Source organism: Rhodococcus sp. MPR-R1B (assembly GCF_058793255.1).
In genome coordinates this window covers 52,323-67,445 of sequence record NZ_JBXAFO010000005.1, presented here as the reverse complement: position 1 = coordinate 67,445, position 15,123 = coordinate 52,323, and the positions used below count along the sequence as shown (strand labels likewise).

Here is a 15,123-nt window from a genome sequence, read left to right as displayed (position 1 = left end):
TACGACCTGCGGAAACAGCACGATCAGCAGCGAGAGTCGGGGTCAAAACAGAGAGATCTGCAGAATATGTGGATAGCACGAGCTAGCTCCAAGGAATGTGAATTGGTCAAGGCAGCGGTCAGCCTCGACAACACTCCTGAGCACCCATGCAGCGATTCACGAGCACCATTGTGGCATAACTTTTGCAATCGCGAAACCGCTGGAACGAAACAATCGATCAGGCGACGGGTCGTCGACCGGATCCACGACGCGCCTGATTGCGCTCGAAGACCAACCTCAGCCCCTCGAGGGTGAGGTCCCGTTCGAGGTGATCGATGGTGTCGGACTCGGGAATGATCAGCGGTGCGCTGTCCCCGGTCGCGATCACGGAGACGTCGTCACCACCGAACTCCGGTAGTTCGTCGCGGACGCGGTTGACCAATCCGTCGACGAGGCCTGCAAAGCCGAATACCGCACCGGACTGCATGCATTCGACGGTATTCTTGCCGACCACCGAACGCGGGCGCACCAATTCGACCTTGCGCAGCGCAGCGGACTGCGACGCCAAGGCATCGGTCGAGATCTCGAGTCCGGGCGCGATGCAGCCGCCCAGAAACTCACCCTTGGCGGAAACGACGTCGACACAGGTCGACGTACCGAAGTCCACGACAATGCATGGCCCCTCGTAAAGATGGTGAGCGGCAAGGCTGTTGACGATCCGGTCGGCTCCCACCTCTTTGGGGTTGTCCACCAGCAGTGGCACACCGGTGCGAATACCCGGTTCGACGACCACATGGGGAACGTGACCCCAGTACCGCTCGAGCATCACACGGATTTCACGCAAGACGGACGGCACTGTCGACAGCGCCGCAACGCCGGTGATCTGATCGACATGAGAACCCAACAGCCCACGGAAGGTCAACGCCAACTCGTCGGCAGTCATCCGAGGATCGGTTCGCATTCGCCAGTCCTGCAACAGCTTCGAATACTCACCAGTCCCGGAGAACAGACCGAGAACGATGTTGGTGTTCCGGACGTCGACCGTGAGCAGCATGGATTACACCAGGCTGGATTCGCGCGAGGCCTCGAGCGTCGACAGCATGCGTGGGGTGATCAGACCCGAACCCTCCGGCGCGTGAGCCGGGTCGGAACCGAGTTCGATCTGCTTGTTGTCGGCATCGACGAAGACGACGCGCGGGGAGTACTCCTTGACTTCCTGCTCGTTCATCACGCCGTAGGCGATGAGGATGACCAGGTCGCCTGGCTTGACCAGATGCGCTGCCGCACCGTTGATTCCGATGACACCGGTTCCGCGCTCGCCGGCAATGACGTACGTCTCGAGACGCGCACCGTTGTCGATGTCGACGATGCACACCTGTTCGCCTTCGAGGAGGTCTGCGGCGTCCATCAGATCCTGGTCGACGGTGACGGAGCCGACGTAATGCAGGTCGGCGTGAGTCACGGTGGCGCGGTGGATCTTCGACTTCATCATCGTGCGAAACATATCCAGGTCCTTACTCGTGAAAAGTGCTCAGTGATACAGCAGGTCGTCGATGGCGTCGGCGGATGGGTCGGTGTCACGCTCGAGGAAGCCGGTTCCCACCGCGACACCGACGTTGTCGATCAAACGGGTGGTTCCGAGCTTGGCGGCCACCAACAGTCGGCCGTCACCTCGCTCGGGCGCGGGGCCCAGATCGACGCCCCGAACCTCGAGGTAGTCGACCTCGATTTCCGGAACAGCTGCCAGAACAGCGCGTGCGGTTTCCAGGATTGCTTCCGCTCCCCCAGCCGCCGCGTGTGCACCGGCGATCAGAGCGGCGGACAGCGCGACCGCTGCCGCGCGCTGGTTCTCGTCGAGGTAGCGATTGCGAGAGGACAACGCGAGACCGTCGAACTCGCGAACCGTCGGAACTCCGATGATCTGTACATCGAAGTTGAGATCCCACACCATCTGACGGATGAGCGTCAGCTGCTGGTAGTCCTTCTCACCGAAGTACGCGTGATTGGGTGCCGCGATCTGCAGCAACTTCGCCACTACCGTCAGCATTCCCGCGAAGTGAGTGGGGCGCGCTCCGCCTTCGAGTTCGCTACCCAACGGGCCCGGCACGACGGTGGTGCGCTGGCCCCGCGGGTACATCGTCTTGGCGCTCGGCGCGAACACCAATTCGACGCCCTCGGCGCGCAACAGGTCGAGATCCGCATCGAGAGTGCGCGGGTACGCGTCCAGGTCTTCACCGGCACCGAACTGGAGCGGGTTCACGAAGATGGAAACGATCACGACGGCGCCGGTGACCTTGGCCTGACGAACCAGTTCGATGTGGCCGGCATGCAGCGCACCCATCGTCGGAACGAGCGCCACCTGACGCCCGACACCTCGCAGTGCCCGCGAGACGCGCCGAAGCTTGTCCGGATCGTGGTGCACCGTCAGTTCGCCGCGCTTGTATCCGCCCTGCAGATCACTCACGACGGTCACCTCCCGTTTCAGTCAAGATGTCGAACAATTCGGTGGGGGCGCCCACCCGCTGGGCCGATCGCAAGGACATCGCCCGATAGCCGGCAGCGAGCTCCGGATCCAGGTCTGTCAGTACGCGCAAATGTGTGTCGACAGCAGCAGCGTCGCCGCGTGCCACCGGGCCGGTCAACGCCGAGGGACCGCGTCGTAGCGCGTTGTCCAAGGCCGCCGACAGCAGCGGCTGCAGGACTCGCTCGGCCACTCCACCCGGATCGCCGTCGACCAACTGCTGACCGAGCAGCTCGTCACCTTGCAACGACGCTCGCAGGGCCTCGACGGCGTCGACCACGAGCGTGACCAGGTGATTACTGCCGTGAGCCAGTGCGGCGTGGTAGAGCGCGCGGTTCTCCTCGCGCACTCGGACGGGCTCGCCGCCGATCTCGAGGACCAGTGACTGCGCGATCGCGTAACCGATGTCGTCGGCAGCGGTGATTCCGAAGCATGCCGACGACAGCCGTGCGGTGTCCTCGTCGTGACCGGTGAACGTCATCGCCGGATGGATAGCCAGGGGTAGTGCGCCCAGTTCGGTGAGTGGAGTCAGGATCGCGATCCCGTTGGCACCGGACGTATGGGCGACGAGCGTGCCCGGCTTGACGGCATGGGTGGCCGCCAGACCTCGAACAAGATCCGCAAGTTGATCGTCAGGAACGGCGAGAATCAGCAACTCGGAACGAGCTGCGACGTCGGCGGCCGGAAGAATTTCGGTATCGGGAAGCCGCTTCACAGCGCGGGCAACCGAGGCGCTCGAGACGGCGGAGCAAGCGCTGACAACATGACCGGCTCGCTCCAATGCGGCACCGACAGCTGTTCCGACCCGGCCTGCGGAGACAATTCCTACCGTCAATCGCGCAGGTGCAGGTCCATTAGTGATCCCGAAGGAAGTCACCGGATTCCTCTCGTTCGTTCCAGTCCCGCTCGGCGGGTACCAGACGTTCTGCGTCCGAGGATATCCTTCGCCCGAACCGTCATGCCATGGCCGGGCGAGTGATCTGCGACTCAGTCCTCTCGGCGACGGCGTCGACCGGAGCCTTCGGACGGGTTGTTCGAACTCAGGTTTGCCATGATTTCGGCGACGGTCAATCCGTTGGAATGAGCACCACTGGCGGCATCTTCCGGGGCAGCACGGCGACGACGTCGCGGCTCCGCGTCAGGCTCCGCAGCGGATTCGGGTTCAGCTTCCGCGACAGCTTCGGGAACAACCGCGGGAACAACCTCGGGCACCTCTTCGACGACAGCGTCTTCGATGACGGCATCTTCGATGTTCGGGGCCTGGGCCGGAGCCTTGACTTCAGGCTCGACCGGCGCGACCGGCTCCGAATCCTTCTTCACCGGAACGTCTTTCACCGTTCGTGTCGGCGAGGAACTCACCGGAGAACTCGGTGCTTGGTTCCCGCTCTGGGGCTTCTGCGTCTCTTGTGGCTTCTGCGTCTCTCGAGACTTCTGGGTCGGGATGACGCGCGGCGCCACGAAGCTGCTGTCACGCCACGACGTCTCCGCGAACACGACGGTTGTCTCAGCAGTCACCGGATCGTCGTTGGGCGAAGCCAAGCCGCCGACGTTCGGTGCCGGTTGGCTGGGCCCGCTCTGGCCGGCGCCGGGAACGTACAACCCCGACGGTGCCGGCTGGTACGCGCCGTACGAACTACCGCCAAGTTCCGGCACTCGCGTCGAATCGGTCTTGAGCGCGGTCTGTTCGGGCAGCAGCCCACCTTCGAACAGTGCTTCGAGGTTTCGGCGCAGCGCCACCAATTCGGCGCGCAGGCCGGCCAGTTCCTCCGCGTCCGCGGTCACCTCACGTCGCACGCGACCTTCGACGCTCAGTTCGTACTCGCGTCGAGCAGAAATTTCACGTTCGAGCTGCAGTTCGTACACGGTCTGCAGATCGGCAACCTTGGCTTTGTCCAGTGCCGACTCACGCCGATACTTGGTCATGGCGATAGCGCCGAGGGTGGCTGCCCACAGAGCGACGACCAGACCCACCCGAAGAAGCTGAACGCTGTTACTGAAAATCAGAAACAGCGAAGCAATGACAGCAAGTGCCAGAAGAGCAGCGATGATCATCTGGCTCGCGCTGCGCTTGCTTCGGCGCGCAGACTTCGATCGACCAGAATTTGTCATGGTTGCCAGGGTACTTGCCGAGACCGGGGTCGCCACGTACCTCGGTGGGTGATTTGCCGACCAGGCTGTCAGTGCGCAGGCTCGTCAGGTGTATCTTCCGGCGTCTTGCAACAATGTTCGAGCCACAGAGCTGCCGCTACCAGCGCAATTGCGGCGCCCAACCCCACCCACGCGCCCGGCGTGTCGGAGGCTGCGGCCTGCAGAACCGAGCGCTGTGGGATGAGATACACCAGCACTCCGACCCAGACACCGACGGTAGCTGAACCGACCAAAGCGGATGCTTTGGCCAATGCCAGCGCTCGGGCGGCGGTGATCGGATGAAGCTGTCTGAGCCCGTCGCCGACCTGCCGGTTCTTGACGCGTGAACGAATGACAAAAGCGAAGACGGCCTCGGCAACGGCGACGAAGTAGAGCGACGCTCCCGCATAAACGGGGATGGGCGGCATCGAACCGTAGAACACGCGAATCAGAATCCAGGTGGCCACGGCCGCCACTGCGGCGAGTACCGCGAGTTCACTGATCCGGGTCGGCTTCAAACCCTTGTCGTTTTCGGTCACCGCGCAAGCACCACATCGGTAGTGCGGACACCTTCGCGCTCAGTGCTATCGAGGCCGTCGAGAATTTGTGCCACCGGCAACTTCTGGCCGTCGACGATCAGCGTCGCGTCAGGCTCGACGTCCAGCCAGGGAACGAGAACGAATGCCCGAAGATGCGCGCGCGGATGCGGAAGTGTGAGCACGGGATCGGAACTGACGACGCCTTCGCAGTCGACTACGTCCACGTCCAGGCTCCTTGGCCCCCACCGCTGTTCGCGCACCCGGTCTGCGGCTTCCTCGAGAGCTTGCGAGCGGCGAAGCCATTCAGCGGCATCGGCTTCGGGATCGTCGACCACCACCACCGCGTTGTAGAAATCCTGCTGCTCGACGCCACCCCACGGCGCGGTCGAGTAGACCGGTGAGACAGCAACGACGGCGCTGCCCAACCCGTCGACAACGGACTGCAGGTGAGCCACGCTGTCGCCGATGTTGGAACCGATCGACAGAACAGCGCGCGTCATGCCGATCGGGTCCGATGTGCGACGACGGCGACGTCCGCAAAAACCAGCGGAATCGGTGCCGACGGTTTGTGGACAACAACCTCGACGCTCTCGACTCGCGAATCTTTCATGACGTCGTCGGCGATCTCAGCGGCGACGGTCTCGATGAGATCGCGCGACGGGCCGGCGACTACCGCTGCGGCGGCTTCCGCCAACTCGCCGTAGTGCAGGGTCTGCGTCAGGTCGTCCGACGCCGCGGCGGGAGCCAAGTCCATCCATACGGTGATGTCGATGAAGAAGTCCTGACCGTCACGCTTCTCGTGGTCGAACACTCCGTGATTGCCGCGAACCTTCAGTCCGCGCAATTCGATTCGGTCCCCCATGTCAGGCCCTTTCTCGTCCACGGTTCCAGGCGTCGACCACGGCAATGGCGTCGAGCGAGGCTTGTGCGTCGTGCACCCGAACTCCCCAGGCGCCTTCGCGCGCTGCAAGGGCGGAGACCACGGCCGTCGCAGTCTCGCGGCCACCGGGTGGACGCGGATTGCCGTCGGGATCGCTGAGCAGAGACCCGAGGAACCGCTTTCGGGAAGCGCCGACCAGTACCGGGAATCCGGTCGCGTTGAACTCGGGTAGTGCTCGCAACAGTGCCCAGTTGTGGTCGGCGTTCTTAGCGAACCCGAGGCCGGGGTCGAGGATGATCGACGACGAATCGACCCCTGCTTTCAACGCCAGATCGACCTGCGACAGCAGTTCGTCACGGACGTCGCGGACCACGTCGTCGTAGTGATCGGCGCTGCCACGATGGACGTAGTCGCCGGCCGAGCGCCAATGCATGAGGATCCAGGGCACTCCGGCGTCGGCCACAACGGAGGCCATGTCGGGGTCTGCGCGACCGCCCGATACGTCGTTGACGATGCCTGCGCCCGCTTCGATCGCGGCGGCGGCGACGGAAGCACGCATCGTGTCGACGCTGACGCGAATTCCGGCTGCCACGAGTTCTTCGATCACCGGGGCAATTCGGTCCGCCTCGAGTTTCGGATCGACGCGGGTGGCTCCGGGGCGCGTCGACTCGCCGCCGACGTCGACGATGTCGACGCCGATGCGTTGCAGTTCGAGTCCGCGAGCGATCGCCGCGTCACGATCGAGAAATTGACCACCGTCGGAAAACGAATCGGCGGTGACGTTCAGAATCCCCATCACGACCATCCGGGCCGGATCGCTGCCTGCAACGGGAGCCGCGGACATCTTGCTCACTTACGCAGGATGAGGTCCAGCGCTTCGGACCGCGAGGCCGCGCTGGATTGCAGGAGCCCACGAACCGCAGACGTGGTCGTGCTGGCTCCGGGCTTGCGGATACCGCGCATCGCCATGCACAGATGCTCGGCTTCGATGACGACGATGGCTCCGCGCGGGTCGAGCTTGCGCATCAAAGCATCCGCGATCTGACTGGTCAGGCGTTCTTGAACCTGCGGACGCTTGGCGTACAGGTCGACGACGCGCGCGAGCTTCGACAAACCGGTGACCTTGCCCGACTTTCCCGGGATGTAGCCAACGTGAGCAACACCGTGGAAGGACACCAGGTGGTGCTCGCACGTCGAGAACATCGGAATGTCTCGCACGAGCACCAACTCCTGGTGACCCTCGTCGAAAGTTGTGTTCAACGCGTCGTCAGGTTCGGAGTACAGACCCGCGAAGATCTCCTTGTACGAGCGCGCAACCCGGGCCGGCGTATCGAGCAGGCCTGGGCGCTCCGGATCTTCACCGACCGCGATCAACAATTCCCGTACGGCAGCCTCTGCCCGCGCCTGATCGAACGGGCGGCCCGTTCCGAGCGACACCAGTTCACTGGCCACATCATTCACCGACAACCGAACTCTCCTCGAGAATTGTTCACAGGTCCCCCGCCGCAGAGCCTAGTGGCGCAAGGTCAGCGAGATCCGTCCGGTCCGTCCCAGCGAACGGTGCTCGGTCCCTCGTCCTCAGCCGAATGGTGCGGCGGAGGAGTTTGCGGCTGTTCCGGTGCGGGGCTCTGCCACTGGTTTTCGCCGGTCGGGTTTCCCCGGTTCGGATCGGCGAAGGGTCCACTGTCCGGGTACTGCACCGGGTAATCGGGCTGCGCGGGGTAACGGCGGCCGGGATGCGGCTGCTCCGGGTACGCCTGCTGCCCCGGGTGCGGTTGACCGTACTGCCCCTGATCGGGCTGGGGCTGACCGTGTTGGGGCTGACCGTACTGGCCCTGCGACTGGTTCGGCGGGGTCGGATTCTGTCCACCGGTGTACCCACCCGACTGCTGTCCGGGGTACGTCGGCGACGGGTTCTCACGCGGAGGCCAACCCGGTGCCGACCATCCGGCGGGCGCTCCGTAGTCGGGCGTACCCGGTTGCGGAGTCTGCTGCGGAGCACTCGGCTGCGGGTACGAAGGCTGTGCGTAGCCGTTCGAGGGTCCCTGGTTGCCGTTGTTGGGGAGACCACCGTTGTTGGGGAGACCACCGTTGGGGACACCGCTGTTGGGTGCACCTGTCTTGACGAGAACAGGTGCGGCAGCGGGCTCCGGCCAGGTTTCGCCGCGCTCGATCGCGAGTTCGCGAGGAGTCTTCACCGGCGGACGATCCGAAGGCGTGCGCCCACCGAAATCGTTGAAAGCCGTGATGCGCGGACGCTTTTCGACGCCGGCAAGGATCTTCTCGAGGTCCTTGCGAGTCAACGTCTCACGCTCGAGCAGTTCGGTAGCGATGAGGTCGAGCGCATCGCGGTACTCGTTGAGGATTGCCCACGCTTCGGTGTGCGCTGCCTCGATGAGGTTGCGCACCTCTTCGTCGATTTCACGGGCGATCTCGTGTGAGTAGTCGGACTGAACGCCCATCGAACGGCCGAGGAACGGATCCCCGCCCTCCTGTCCGTAGCGAACCGCGCCGAGCTTGGCACTCATGCCGTATTCGGTGACCATCGCGCGGGCGATCTTGGTCGCCATGTCGATATCGGACGACGCTCCGGTGGTGGGCTCGTGGAACACCAACTCCTCGGCGGCGCGTCCACCCATTGCCATGACGAGACGAGCGATCATCTCCGAACGCGTCATCAAACCCTTGTCGTCCTCGGGCACGGTCATCGCGTGGCCACCCGTGCGACCGCGAGCGAGGATCGTGACCTTGTAGACCGGCTCGATGTCAGGCATTGCCCAAGCAGCCAGCGTGTGACCGCCCTCGTGGTACGCCGTGATCTTCTTCTCGTGCTCGCTGATGATGCGACTCTTACGCCGCGGTCCACCGACAACACGATCCACCGATTCCTCGAGCGAGGCTTCGGTGATGACGGTTCCGTTTTCGCGTGCGGTGAGCAGCGCAGCCTCGTTGATGACGTTGGCGAGATCGGCACCCGACATTCCGACGGTCCGCTTGGCGAGACCTTCGAGGTCGGCGTTGGGATCGATCGGCTTGCCCTGCGAGTGCACGCGCAGGATCGCGCGGCGACCGGCGAGGTCGGGGGCGCCGACCGGAATCTGGCGATCGAAGCGTCCCGGACGCAGCAGTGCGGGGTCGAGGATGTCGGGGCGGTTGGTTGCGGCGATCAAGATGATGCCGGTGCGATCACCGAAGCCGTCCATCTCGACGAGCAACTGGTTGAGTGTCTGCTCGCGCTCGTCGTGTCCGCCGCCCAGTCCTGCGCCGCGCTGACGACCGACGGCGTCGATCTCGTCGACGAAGATGATGCAGGGGCTGTTCTGCTTGGCCTGCTCGAACATGTCGCGAACACGCGAAGCACCGACACCGACAAACATCTCGACGAAGTCAGAACCGGAGATGGTGAAGAACGGGACGCCGGCTTCGCCTGCGACAGCGCGTGCGAGCAGCGTCTTACCGGTTCCGGGAGGGCCGTACAGCAGGACACCGCGCGGAATCTTGGCGCCGAGCGCCTGGTAGCGAGCCGGGTTCTGCAGGAAGTCCTTGATCTCGTACAGCTCTTCGACAGCCTCGTCCGCACCGGCGACGTCTGCGAACGTGGTTTTCGGCATGTCCTTGGTGAGCTGCTTGGCCTTCGACTTACCGAATCCCATGACTCCGCCGCGACCACCGCCGCCCTGCATCCGGTTCATGACGAAGAAGAAGATGCCGAACAGAATGATCATCGGCAGCACGAACAGAAGGATCGACGTCAGCCAACTCTCCTGAGTGACCGTCGTGTTGAACTTGTCCGCTCCGGCGCCTTCGACCTTGTCGAAGATCTGCTCCGACGCACTCGCGGGGTACTTCGCCAGGATCTGCGTCTTACCGTCGGTGGCGTCGTTGCCGTTCTTGAGCCACAGACGAACCTGCTGCTCACGGTCGTCGATCTGCGCCGACTCAACATTCTTGGCGTCGAGTTGGGAGATCGCGACCGAGGTGTCGACGGTCTTGAAGTCGCGGGTGTCGTTGCTGAAGTAGCTGAAGGCATAGATCACCAACAGCACGACGGCTACGAGTAGCACGTTACGGAACACAGTCTTACGGTTCATACAGGTCGGCCGATGTGGCCGGTCCTTTCGAGAGTGCGGGTCTGCCAGGTCGCCTTCCGGCTGCCAACCGGACACCTGCAGGTTACCGCGATCGGCCCCATCGATGCCCGCCAGCGGCCGTGCCGCTTGGTTGGAACGGTCGTCACTGTGTTCAACGTGCGCATTGCCGATCAGGTTCCCGGGCTACGTCGCAGCACAGTTTCCTGTGAGCGAACATGCTCATAGTGGTTATCGTGCGCTTTTCCGACGCTCGTCCGTCGTTATTCGTCAGGCCGTTTCGGAGAGGATTCCCGCAACAGCGTCAGCGGCGCCCGATTGGTCACCGTCGATGATCCGGTGCGCGAGCTGATCTAGTCGCGCAGACAGTCGCGCCGAGGACTCGGGCACGTCCGCCTGCTTGGCGATGGTGTCGTCGAGATCAGCCAATAAGCCGCCACCGGCCAGGTGCCTGACGCAGCGCCATGTCTCGGCGAAGTTTCTCGCGGTCCCGTCGTCGGTCAACATCGCGACCCGAAGCGCAGCGTTGGGATTCGACGCCGCCGCCCGAGCCAGGCCGGCCATGATCGCTTCCCTGGCAGCAGTCAGTTCGTCGACAGTTCGGTCTTGCAACCGCACTCCCGAATCCGCAGACCTACCCGCGTCGGGCGTGGGAGCTTCGCGAATCACCGCTCCGTTACCGTGCTGAATTTCCACTCTGCCTCGAATCTCGAGGGCCACGAGCGCTTGAGCCAGCGACGCTCGACTGACGCCGAGTTCGGCAGCCAGGCTGCGTTCGGGAGGAAGCCGATCGCCGGGCGAAAGGCCTTGAGCCTCGATGAAATTCGAAATGTGCTCGGCCAACTGCTCATACAGACGCGGACGCTTCAATCGTCCGGGCAGGCCCGAGCGCGAGCCGGGCGATGACGTCGAATTCATGCCTCGGAGTGTACTTGACAAATGGAGCAGTGGCAGAGAGGCTAGGCCAATTTCAAGTGATGCAGACCACAAGCTGGTCGCGAACGGATTGAGAGTTCGATGGCAAATGTCATAGCCCTGTCAGTACTTGTCCTGGTGTTCGTCATATCCACCGTGAGGTCGGTGAACATGGGTGCGCTCGCCCTGGTGGCTGCCTTCGTCGTCGGAACACTGGTCTTCACCGTCGATACCAGCGAGATCCTCGACGGCTTCCCGGCCAGCCTCTTCGTCATCCTGGTCGGCGTCACCTACCTGTTCGCGCTGGCCAGAAACAACGGCACGGTCGACTGGATCATTCACGCGGCAGTCCGCGCGGTCAGAGGACGAGTGGCCCTCGTGCCGTGGGCGATGTTCGCGGTGTGCGCAGCCGTGACCGCCATGGGCGCGGTCAGTCCCGCTGCCGTCGCCATCATCGCGCCGGTGGCAATGGGCTTCGCCACCCGCTACCGGATCCACCCCATGCTGATGGGCTTCATGGTCGTCCAGGGCGCAACGGCGGGCAGCTTCTCCCCTATCGGAATCTTCGGCGTGATCACCAACGACGTCATGCGTCAGAACGGCCTCCCGTCGAGCCCGGCCTTGCTGTTCGTCTCGACCTTCGCGGCCGCGGCCGTTGTTGCTGCCGTCGCGTACGTCTCGTTCGGCGGACGCGCGTTGATTGCGCGCGGCGACTCCGAACGCGTGCTCGTCAACGCAGTCGGCAATGCGTCTGGCGGGAGCGACACCATCACCGGCTCGGGTTCCGGCGACAGCTCGAAGGGTGGCGGCAAGTCCTCGGGTGGGGCCGCTCCGCACGAGGGAGCACTCAACCTCGAGCGCCGACTCACCTTGCTCGGACTGGCGTCGCTTGCACTCGGCGCCTTGGTGTTCGACCTCGACGTCGGATTCACCGCACTGACCGTCGCGGTACTTCTCACCCTGATCTTCCCTGCCTCCGCCCGCGGCGCCGTCGACAAGATCAGCTGGGGCACCGTGCTCCTCATCGGCGGAATCGTCACGTACGTCGCTCTTCTGCAGAACCAGAACACCGTCCAGTGGCTCGGGGATTCTGTTGCACACGTGGGGATTCCACTTCTCGCGGCGTTCTTGATCTGTCTGATCGGCGCGATCGTGTCGGCGTTTGCATCCACCACGGGAATCCTCGGCGCACTCATCCCTTTGGCAATTCCATTCCTGATGACCGGTCAGGTCAATGCAACCGGTCTGGTCATCGCGCTGGCAATCTCCTCGTCTCTGGTCGATTGCAGTCCGTTCTCGACCAACGGCGCGCTGGTGGTCGCGAACGCCGCTCCGGAAGAACGCGACGTGGTGTTCGGGCTGACGATGCGGTGGGGCATGACCATCATGGTGGTGACGCCGATTCTCGCCTGGCTGCTGTTCGTTGTTCCATGGTCCGTCTGAATCTTCGCTCAAAGAAAGGGAACTCGCAATGAACAGCGAATCCACACTTCTGCGCTCCCTCGACCCCCGCATCTTCGACGATCACGGAGCGGCGGTCAGTTTCGGCGAAGGCGCAACCCTCTCTCGCGCCGACTTGTTTGCCGCCGCCACCGCGGTCGCCGATCGAATCCACGGTGCACAGCGAGTGGCAGTACAAGCCGCCGCCGGCCTCGAGACAGTGGTCGCCGTCGCCGGCGCACTGATCGCCGGTGTTGCCGTGGTCCCGATCCCGCCGGACTCCGGCCCGCTCGAACGTCAGCACATCATCGCCGATTCCCAGGCCGAACTGATACTCGGAGACGGACCGTCGGATTCGAGTATCCCGTTGATTCCCATCGATATTCACGCGCGATCTGCGACGTCCTATCCCGAACCGAGCGCGGCAGCTACCGCACTGATCATGTACACCTCGGGAACCACCGGAGCTCCGAAAGGCGTTGTCCTCTCGCGAGCATCGATCGCTGCGGATCTCGACGCGCTCGCTCATGTGTGGAATTGGACGCCAGAGGACACACTCGTCCACGGACTGCCCCTCTTCCACGTCCACGGGTTGATTCTCGGCGTGTTGGGCGCCTTGCGCGTGGGTTCGCCGCTGATTCATACCTTCAGACCAACTCCGGATTCGTATGCCGCAGCGGGTGGCTCGTTGTACTTCGGTGTTCCGACCGTCTGGTCACGCGTGTGCGGTGAGCCCTCGGCGGCAGCAGCATTGCGATCCGCGCGCTTGCTCGTGTCCGGAAGTGCACCACTTCCGGTTCCATTGTTCGAGCGGATGAAATCGCTGACCGGGTTGGCTCCCGTCGAGCGCTACGGAATGAGTGAAACCCTCATCACCGTCAGCACGACGCACGACGGCGAACGTCGCCCGGGTTGGGTCGGGCACGCCGTTCCGGGAGTCAGGACGAGGTTGCGCGGCGAGAACGGCGAATTGTCGGCGCACGACGGAGAGCAGCTTGGGCAACTGGAAGTTGCGGGCGCCGTTCTCTTCGACGAGTACCTCGGGAACCCCTCGAAGACAGCGGAATCCATGACCGAAGACGGCTGGTTCCGCACCGGCGACATCGCGGTGATCGACGACAGCGGATTCCACCGCATCGTAGGTCGCGAGTCGGTCGACATGATCAAGTCCGGTGGATACCGCATCGGTGCCGGCGAGGTGGAACAGGCACTTCTGGCATACCCCGGCGTTCGCGAGGCCGCCGTCGTCGGTGTGCCGGACGACGATCTCGGCCAGCGCATAGTCGCCTTCATCGTCGGAGATGTAGCCGACTGCGCGGTGGTTTCGGACTTCGTCGCCGAATCGCTGTCGATCCACAAGCGCCCTCGTCAGGTTTGTCTGGTGGACAGCTTGCCGCGCAACGCTATGGGGAAGGTGCAGAAGAAACTGCTGACGACCTAGGCGGTTGGGTCAACGGTCGATCCAAAATTATTGGAGCGACCGGTACTTGACCGCTAATGCGAAGTCCGAGTCCTCGATACCTGCCAGGGCAGCCAAGATATCCGCCGAATGGCTTTCCAACACAATTGCTTTGATCGAATCAGAACTCACCTGCGGCTCGACAACCGGTAGGCCTCGCGAGGCAACCGCAGTGGAAGCAGCGATAAGCATCTTGGTTGCTTCCTTCTGCTGCCACGGCGTCAGTGGACGGGTGGTCACCATATCGATTGCGAACGTGGGAATCGGCTCGGCGCACACCGATCTGCCCTCGTCGACTGGTATTCGGCTCGGCCGATTCAAGGCGATTACGGTCCAAGGCTCACCGGTCAAGAAGTCTTCGGGTAGCTCATGCGCCTTCGCCGCCATCAAAGACACCTCCGCAGAGACGGATGAACCTCGAAACCACCCCCTCCCGACAGTGACGAGCCCTCGGCCTCCGAGATGACGAACCGCAGGCAAGAACTTCGCACTTGTCTGCGGAGTCAGCTGCCCGATGCGATGGCCGTCGACACGGACCTCGACCACCTTCTTTTCCGTCCTCGCAGTGCTCACGTCTAATTCATGCAAAGTGACGAGCAATTCCAGCTCGCCCTCCGGCTCTACAAAATTCCGAAGCACGTCGAAATGGTCGTCGACTTTGGTGACCTGGACAGAGGCGCCAGACGGTAGCAGCGTGTACGGGATCTCAGGTGGTTCGTTGCCTGGTATCAATAGATGCGGTTCACTGAGCTGAATCTCCACGGAGACAGACAACTCCACTGGAGTTCCTGGCGTGTCGTCCCAAGAGTTGCGGTCGTAAGCACGGATCGATGCCGGCACTGTAGGCACCAACCCGCGCTTGATCAGCTCCGCCAAGCGACTGTGGAACAGGATCGCCCGCTCTCGCGCCAAGTAGCCGATCAAATAGTTCGATGCCCTGACCGAGACTGCATAGCGATCATGCGGATTGCCGGGTTCCGGGATGAGTTCCACCGTTCTACGGACGGATGTACCTCCAGGGTCGAAGTCGGAACCCAAAGTCGACCTGATCGCATCGGTATAGGCATGAACACCGACGACTTCCTCGTTGCACCAGTCTCCGCGCCCTCCCCAAAGCGGATATGGACGCCACTGCCCACCAACGTCACTCATTTTCGTTCTACTCCTGTATTTGG

The 15,123-nt window shown here is 63.2% G+C and carries 15 protein-coding genes; 2 read left to right on the top strand and 13 right to left on the bottom strand.

From position 1 onward, the window contains the following. Positions 1–217: 217 nt before the first annotated feature. From AC1Q61_RS09295 to AC1Q61_RS09240, 12 genes are all read right to left on the bottom strand, one after another. Positions 218–1,033 carry a type III pantothenate kinase gene (locus tag AC1Q61_RS09295; RefSeq protein ID WP_007726991.1) on the bottom strand — a complete coding sequence of 272 codons (816 nt, stop codon included), beginning with the start codon at positions 1,031–1,033 and terminating at the stop codon, positions 218–220. Between the two features lie 3 nt (positions 1,034–1,036). Further along, on the bottom strand, positions 1,037–1,483 hold the full coding sequence (panD, locus tag AC1Q61_RS09290) for an aspartate 1-decarboxylase (RefSeq protein ID WP_003945761.1): 447 nt from the start codon (positions 1,481–1,483) through the stop codon (positions 1,037–1,039). Positions 1,484–1,510: 27 nt separating this feature from the next. Next, positions 1,511–2,443, bottom strand: coding sequence for a pantoate--beta-alanine ligase (gene panC / locus AC1Q61_RS09285; RefSeq protein ID WP_193595659.1), 933 nt, complete (start codon positions 2,441–2,443; stop codon positions 1,511–1,513). Then, entirely contained in the window at positions 2,436–3,377 is a 942-nt protein-coding gene (locus tag AC1Q61_RS09280; RefSeq protein WP_003945822.1) for a Rossmann-like and DUF2520 domain-containing protein, read from the bottom strand. The genes panC and AC1Q61_RS09280 overlap by 8 nt, the downstream gene beginning before the upstream one ends. A 110-nt stretch (positions 3,378–3,487) precedes the next feature. Continuing rightward, on the bottom strand, positions 3,488–4,609 hold the full coding sequence (locus AC1Q61_RS09275) for a DUF6779 domain-containing protein (RefSeq protein ID WP_215515638.1): 1,122 nt from the start codon (positions 4,607–4,609) through the stop codon (positions 3,488–3,490). A 68-nt stretch (positions 4,610–4,677) separates the two neighbouring features. Further along, positions 4,678–5,145 (bottom strand): DUF3180 domain-containing protein, encoded by a 468-nt coding sequence (locus tag AC1Q61_RS09270; RefSeq protein WP_153213529.1) that lies wholly within the window; start codon positions 5,143–5,145, stop codon positions 4,678–4,680. 17 nt (positions 5,146–5,162) lie between these two features. Beyond that, positions 5,163–5,666 (bottom strand): 2-amino-4-hydroxy-6-hydroxymethyldihydropteridine diphosphokinase, encoded by a 504-nt coding sequence (gene folK, locus AC1Q61_RS09265; protein WP_042923562.1) that lies wholly within the window; start codon positions 5,664–5,666, stop codon positions 5,163–5,165. Beyond that, positions 5,663–6,028: a dihydroneopterin aldolase gene (gene folB / locus AC1Q61_RS09260; protein WP_042923559.1), complete on the bottom strand. Its 366-nt coding sequence runs from the start codon at positions 6,026–6,028 to the stop codon at positions 5,663–5,665. Before folB ends, folK begins: the two co-directional genes overlap by 4 nt. Before the next feature lies 1 nt (position 6,029). Then, positions 6,030–6,890 carry a dihydropteroate synthase gene (gene folP, locus AC1Q61_RS09255; protein WP_020968349.1) on the bottom strand — a complete coding sequence of 287 codons (861 nt, stop codon included), beginning with the start codon at positions 6,888–6,890 and terminating at the stop codon, positions 6,030–6,032. 5 nt (positions 6,891–6,895) lie between these two features. Further along, positions 6,896–7,513, bottom strand: a complete 618-nt coding sequence (folE, locus tag AC1Q61_RS09250) for a GTP cyclohydrolase I FolE (RefSeq protein WP_019746783.1) — start codon at positions 7,511–7,513, stop codon at positions 6,896–6,898. A 59-nt stretch (positions 7,514–7,572) separates the two neighbouring features. After that, positions 7,573–10,137 (bottom strand): ATP-dependent zinc metalloprotease FtsH, encoded by a 2,565-nt coding sequence (gene ftsH, locus AC1Q61_RS09245; RefSeq protein WP_215515637.1) that lies wholly within the window; start codon positions 10,135–10,137, stop codon positions 7,573–7,575. A 267-nt stretch (positions 10,138–10,404) separates the two neighbouring features. Beyond that, complete coding sequence (locus tag AC1Q61_RS09240; protein ID WP_007727006.1) at positions 10,405–11,052, bottom strand: FadR/GntR family transcriptional regulator; 648 nt, start codon at positions 11,050–11,052, stop codon at positions 10,405–10,407. Between the two features lie 99 nt (positions 11,053–11,151). Here AC1Q61_RS09240 and AC1Q61_RS09235 point away from each other — a divergent pair, with 99 nt between their 5' ends. Together AC1Q61_RS09235 and AC1Q61_RS09230 are read left to right on the top strand one after the other, a co-directional pair. Beyond that, positions 11,152–12,492: an SLC13 family permease gene (locus AC1Q61_RS09235; RefSeq protein ID WP_042922673.1), complete on the top strand. Its 1,341-nt coding sequence runs from the start codon at positions 11,152–11,154 to the stop codon at positions 12,490–12,492. A 28-nt stretch (positions 12,493–12,520) separates the two neighbouring features. Beyond that, positions 12,521–13,930, top strand: coding sequence for an acyl-CoA synthetase (locus AC1Q61_RS09230; protein ID WP_215515636.1), 1,410 nt, complete (start codon positions 12,521–12,523; stop codon positions 13,928–13,930). Positions 13,931–13,957: 27 nt separating this feature from the next. Here AC1Q61_RS09230 and AC1Q61_RS09225 read toward each other — a convergent pair whose 3' ends face one another. Next, positions 13,958–15,100 (bottom strand): hypothetical protein, encoded by a 1,143-nt coding sequence (locus AC1Q61_RS09225; protein ID WP_215515635.1) that lies wholly within the window; start codon positions 15,098–15,100, stop codon positions 13,958–13,960. Positions 15,101–15,123: the final 23 nt, after the last annotated feature.

Bases quoted from the DNA above. Each gene is read 5' to 3' on its own strand.
- AC1Q61_RS09295 (WP_007726991.1), bottom strand. From the start codon at position 1,033: ATGCTGCTCACGGTCGACGTCCGGAACACCAACATCGTTCTCGGTCTG.
- panD (WP_003945761.1), bottom strand. From the start codon at position 1,483: ATGTTTCGCACGATGATGAAGTCGAAGATCCACCGCGCCACCGTGACT.
- AC1Q61_RS09275 (WP_215515638.1), bottom strand. From the start codon at position 4,609: ATGACAAATTCTGGTCGATCGAAGTCTGCGCGCCGAAGCAAGCGCAGC.
- folK (WP_042923562.1), bottom strand. From the start codon at position 5,666: ATGACGCGCGCTGTTCTGTCGATCGGTTCCAACATCGGCGACAGCGTG.
- folB (WP_042923559.1), bottom strand. From the start codon at position 6,028: ATGGGGGACCGAATCGAATTGCGCGGACTGAAGGTTCGCGGCAATCAC.
- folP (WP_020968349.1), bottom strand. From the start codon at position 6,890: ATGTCCGCGGCTCCCGTTGCAGGCAGCGATCCGGCCCGGATGGTCGTG.
- ftsH (WP_215515637.1), bottom strand. From the start codon at position 10,137: ATGAACCGTAAGACTGTGTTCCGTAACGTGCTACTCGTAGCCGTCGTG.
- AC1Q61_RS09240 (WP_007727006.1), bottom strand. From the start codon at position 11,052: ATGAATTCGACGTCATCGCCCGGCTCGCGCTCGGGCCTGCCCGGACGA.
- AC1Q61_RS09235 (WP_042922673.1), top strand. From the start codon at position 11,152: ATGGCAAATGTCATAGCCCTGTCAGTACTTGTCCTGGTGTTCGTCATA.
- AC1Q61_RS09230 (WP_215515636.1), top strand. From the start codon at position 12,521: ATGAACAGCGAATCCACACTTCTGCGCTCCCTCGACCCCCGCATCTTC.
- AC1Q61_RS09225 (WP_215515635.1), bottom strand. From the start codon at position 15,100: ATGAGTGACGTTGGTGGGCAGTGGCGTCCATATCCGCTTTGGGGAGGG.